This is a genomic window from Acinetobacter sp. Colony158, assembly GCF_019264745.1.
GTDB classification, from domain to species: Bacteria; Pseudomonadota; Gammaproteobacteria; order Pseudomonadales; family Moraxellaceae; genus Acinetobacter; species Acinetobacter ursingii.
The window spans coordinates 125753-128914 of sequence record NZ_CP078523.1; the positions used below are offsets into that span (position 1 = coordinate 125753).

Below are 3162 nucleotides of genomic sequence, written 5' to 3' on the forward strand. Positions count from 1 at the left end.
GTATTGATGGCGACGGTAAAAGGCGACGTACATGATATTGGTAAAAATATCGTAGGCGTGGTTTTAGGCTGTAATGGTTATGATATTGTCGATTTGGGCGTGATGGTGCCTGCGGAAAAAATCCTGCAAACTGCAATTGATGAGAAATGTGACATCATTGGTTTATCTGGTTTGATCACCCCATCTCTAGATGAAATGGTGTTTGTTGCCAAAGAAATGCAACGTAAAGGCTTTACCATTCCATTATTGATTGGCGGTGCGACCACCTCTAAAGCGCATACTGCGGTGAAGATTGATCCACAATATTCAAATGATGCTGTGATTTATGTTGCCGATGCATCACGTGCAGTTGGTGTTGCAACCACCCTACTTTCAAAAGAAATGCGTGGCGACTTTATTACTGAACATCGTGCTGAATATGCCAAGATTCGTGAACGCTTAGCCAACAAACAACCGAAAGCAGCCAAGCTTTCCTATGCTGAATCTGTTGAAAATGGTTTTAAAATTGATGATCACTATGTGCCACCAAAGCCTAACGCTTTAGGTACGCAAGTTATTAAAAATTATCCACTTGAAGCTTTAGTGCCTTATTTTGACTGGACACCGTTCTTCATCTCTTGGAGTCTGGCGGGTAAATTCCCAAAAATTCTGGAAGATGAAGTGGTCGGCGAAGCCGCAACCGATTTATACAATCAAGCGCAAGCGATGCTGAAAGACATTATTGAGAATAACCGTTTCGATGCGCGTGCGGTGTTTGGTCTATACCCTGCACAACGTACAGCTGCGGATACGGTGAGCGTGTTTGATGAAAATGCTCAAAGTGTCACTCATACTTTCGAGCATGTCCGTCAGCAATCTGACAAAGTCACAGGCAAGCCAAATTTATCTTTAGCCGACTTTATTAAGCCGACAACCACTCAGCAAGATTATTTGGGTGGCTTTACCGTGTCAATCTTTGGTGCGGAAGAACTCGCGAATGAATATAAAGCCAAAGGTGATGATTATTCTGCCATCTTGGTTCAGTCTTTGGCTGATCGTTTTGCCGAAGCATTTGCCGAGCATTTGCATGAGCGGATTCGTAAAGAGTTCTGGGGCTATAAAGCCGATGAAACTTTGGATAATGAAGCGCTGATCAAAGAAAAGTATGTTGGTATTCGTCCTGCGCCTGGCTACCCTGCTTGCCCAGAACATTCTGAAAAAGCAGTGTTGTTCGATTGGTTAGGTTCTGAGGAGAAAATTGGAACGAAGTTAACTGAACATTTTGCAATGATGCCGCCATCAAGTGTTAGTGGTTTCTATTATTCGCATCCTGAAAGTGAGTACTTTAATGTGGGTAAAATTGCTCAGGATCAGCTTGAGGATTATGCCAAGCGTAAAGGTTGGACACTGGATGAAGCGAAGCGTTGGTTAGCACCGAATTTGGATGATTCGATTGGTTAAGCATATAGGAATTTAAAATTCATTCTCGATTATTCAGGAATGAATTTATGCAGATCAATATTAGGAATAAATTTATAATGTTTATCATTTGCAGTCAGTAAAGGTTCATCAAATTGTATTGCTGTTGCAGCGATTAAAGCATCTGCCATTTGCATTGAATGGCTCAGTGCATATTCCTGAACATAGAATGATGCACGGGCAGAAATTTCCTGATCAAGATGAATAATATGCACATTCCAGTAATGCAGGGCTTTCTGAAAACGTAAGCTTTCTTGTTTATTCCGCATTCCCTGCAACAATTCCATATAGGTGATAGCAGAAATTGAAAATGGAATATGACTTTCAACTGCTTCCTTAGCAGATGCTTTTCCTCGCAAATACCAAATCAACACATCGGTATCAGTAATCAAAACTGTCTACCCTGACGCATTGCTCTCACAGTTTCATCCACAGTCAGCGCATGTTGATCTTGTTGCCACATGCCAAAAATATCCTCATCCTGCTTTTGCTGCTGAATCGGTATAATTTTTGCGAGTGCTTTGCCTCGATAAGTTACTGTAACTTCTTGCCCATGCTGAACCTGATGAATAATTTTACCGGATTGAATACGTAATTCTTTAGTTGAAACTTGCATAACTCACCCTCCAAGTATCCACTTAAAAGTGTACACTCAATTAAATTCTATGCAAGTATTTTCCTATATCTCCAACTTCGGCAACCCTTTTACAATCTTCATAGTTTCAAGGCTTACATTGATAACACACAAGAACAATTCCAAAGGATAAGCGGCATTACCCATTGTTTCAATCGCCCAATCATTTGCATCATTGGTGATACCACTGTCTTTATGTGTAGAAACACCCTGCCGTTCCATTACCCACTCAAGGGCAGACTTACCATTAACGATATAGTCATACGCCTCTAACGGAATATCCCGAATGGTGATTTTTGAATTATAAATCACCGCTTGTTTTTCACCCTTTTTGGCAAATTTCATTTTGGTGACATAAAAATCTTCATCTTTAAGTTGGTTATAAGGTGTTTTGCCTGTATCCAAAGTTGCGGGATAAGGTTCAACCGTTTCATAGTTAAGATGCCAATAAGCTAAATCCCGTCCTGCCTGGCTAAAATACCAAAAATCCTGAGCCTGTTTTACACATGGAATACGGGGTAATTCTTTGGTCAAGTTATCGGCAAAACGAGTACGATAATCTTCGCTATGTAGCAAGCCATAAACATAATAGAAAATATCTTCCTTTGTAATATTTTCATTTGGATAGGATTTTTGGAAATGGGCTAGACCTGCATCACTAATGCCATCTTTACGCACCAGTTTAGGGTGTTCACTTTGTGGGTTTTCCTCTGATGGTGTATTAAATAAATCACCTTGATCATTTTGATTTTCCATTAGTTGTTCTCCTCTGTTTCGTAAAGATAAAGAGGGAAACACTGTGCATCGCCAATCAGGTGCAAGTCTGGAATCTGGTCGGTAATTAGGGCAGAAAAGCCCTTGTTCCCTGTGATTGATAGACAAATAACAAGGTTTTGTTGTTGATTTTTCTTGGTATTTTTTGTATAATGGTCGATGGTCGATGGTCGATGGTCGATGGTCGATGGTCGATGGTCGATGGTCGATGGTCGATGGTCGATGGTCGATGGTATATCACCTAGTTGGATTGATTCCTCATAAGTAGATAATGGGAAACATTGCCCTTTTGAAAT

General features: G+C 40.5%; 6 protein-coding genes. 2 read left to right on the plus strand and 4 right to left on the minus strand.

What is annotated here, in order from left to right; all coding sequences use genetic code 11:
* Nucleotides 1–1440, plus strand: a 1440-nt coding sequence (locus JR005_RS14300) for a vitamin B12 dependent-methionine synthase activation domain-containing protein (protein ID WP_228731723.1), incomplete at its 5' end; no start/stop codon positions are given.
* Nucleotides 1441–1469: 29 nt separating this feature from the next.
* Here the strand turns inward: JR005_RS14300 and JR005_RS00410 are convergent.
* From JR005_RS00410 to JR005_RS15085, 4 genes are all read right to left on the minus strand, one after another.
* Nucleotides 1470–1850, minus strand: a complete 381-nt coding sequence (locus JR005_RS00410) for a type II toxin-antitoxin system VapC family toxin (RefSeq protein ID WP_218665373.1) — start codon at nucleotides 1848–1850, stop codon at nucleotides 1470–1472.
* Nucleotides 1847–2074, minus strand: a complete 228-nt coding sequence (locus JR005_RS00415) for a type II toxin-antitoxin system Phd/YefM family antitoxin (protein ID WP_218665374.1) — start codon at nucleotides 2072–2074, stop codon at nucleotides 1847–1849. Before JR005_RS00415 ends, JR005_RS00410 begins: the two co-directional genes overlap by 4 nt.
* Nucleotides 2075–2137: 63 nt before the next feature.
* Nucleotides 2138–2848 (minus strand): type ISP restriction/modification enzyme, encoded by a 711-nt coding sequence (locus JR005_RS00420; protein WP_267460114.1) that lies wholly within the window; start codon nucleotides 2846–2848, stop codon nucleotides 2138–2140.
* Nucleotides 2848–3069, minus strand: a complete 222-nt coding sequence (locus tag JR005_RS15085) for a type ISP restriction/modification enzyme (RefSeq protein ID WP_416378508.1) — start codon at nucleotides 3067–3069, stop codon at nucleotides 2848–2850. Before JR005_RS15085 ends, JR005_RS00420 begins: the two co-directional genes overlap by 1 nt.
* On the opposite strand from JR005_RS15085, the gene JR005_RS15190 reads away from it, so the two are divergent.
* Complete coding sequence (locus JR005_RS15190; RefSeq protein ID WP_416378509.1) at nucleotides 3047–3130, plus strand: hypothetical protein; 84 nt, start codon at nucleotides 3047–3049, stop codon at nucleotides 3128–3130. The two genes, JR005_RS15085 and JR005_RS15190, sit on opposite strands and share 23 nt — an antisense overlap.
* Nucleotides 3131–3162 lie beyond the last annotated feature (32 nt).

What these genes read in the sequence shown, in the direction of transcription:
- JR005_RS00420 (WP_267460114.1), bottom strand. Translation starts at nt 2,848, where the DNA reads ATGGAAAATCAAAATGATCAAGGTGATTTATTTAATACACCATCAGAG.
- JR005_RS00415 (WP_218665374.1), bottom strand. Translation starts at nt 2,074, where the DNA reads ATGCAAGTTTCAACTAAAGAATTACGTATTCAATCCGGTAAAATTATT.
- JR005_RS15190 (WP_416378509.1), top strand. Translation starts at nt 3,047, where the DNA reads ATGGTCGATGGTCGATGGTCGATGGTCGATGGTCGATGGTCGATGGTC.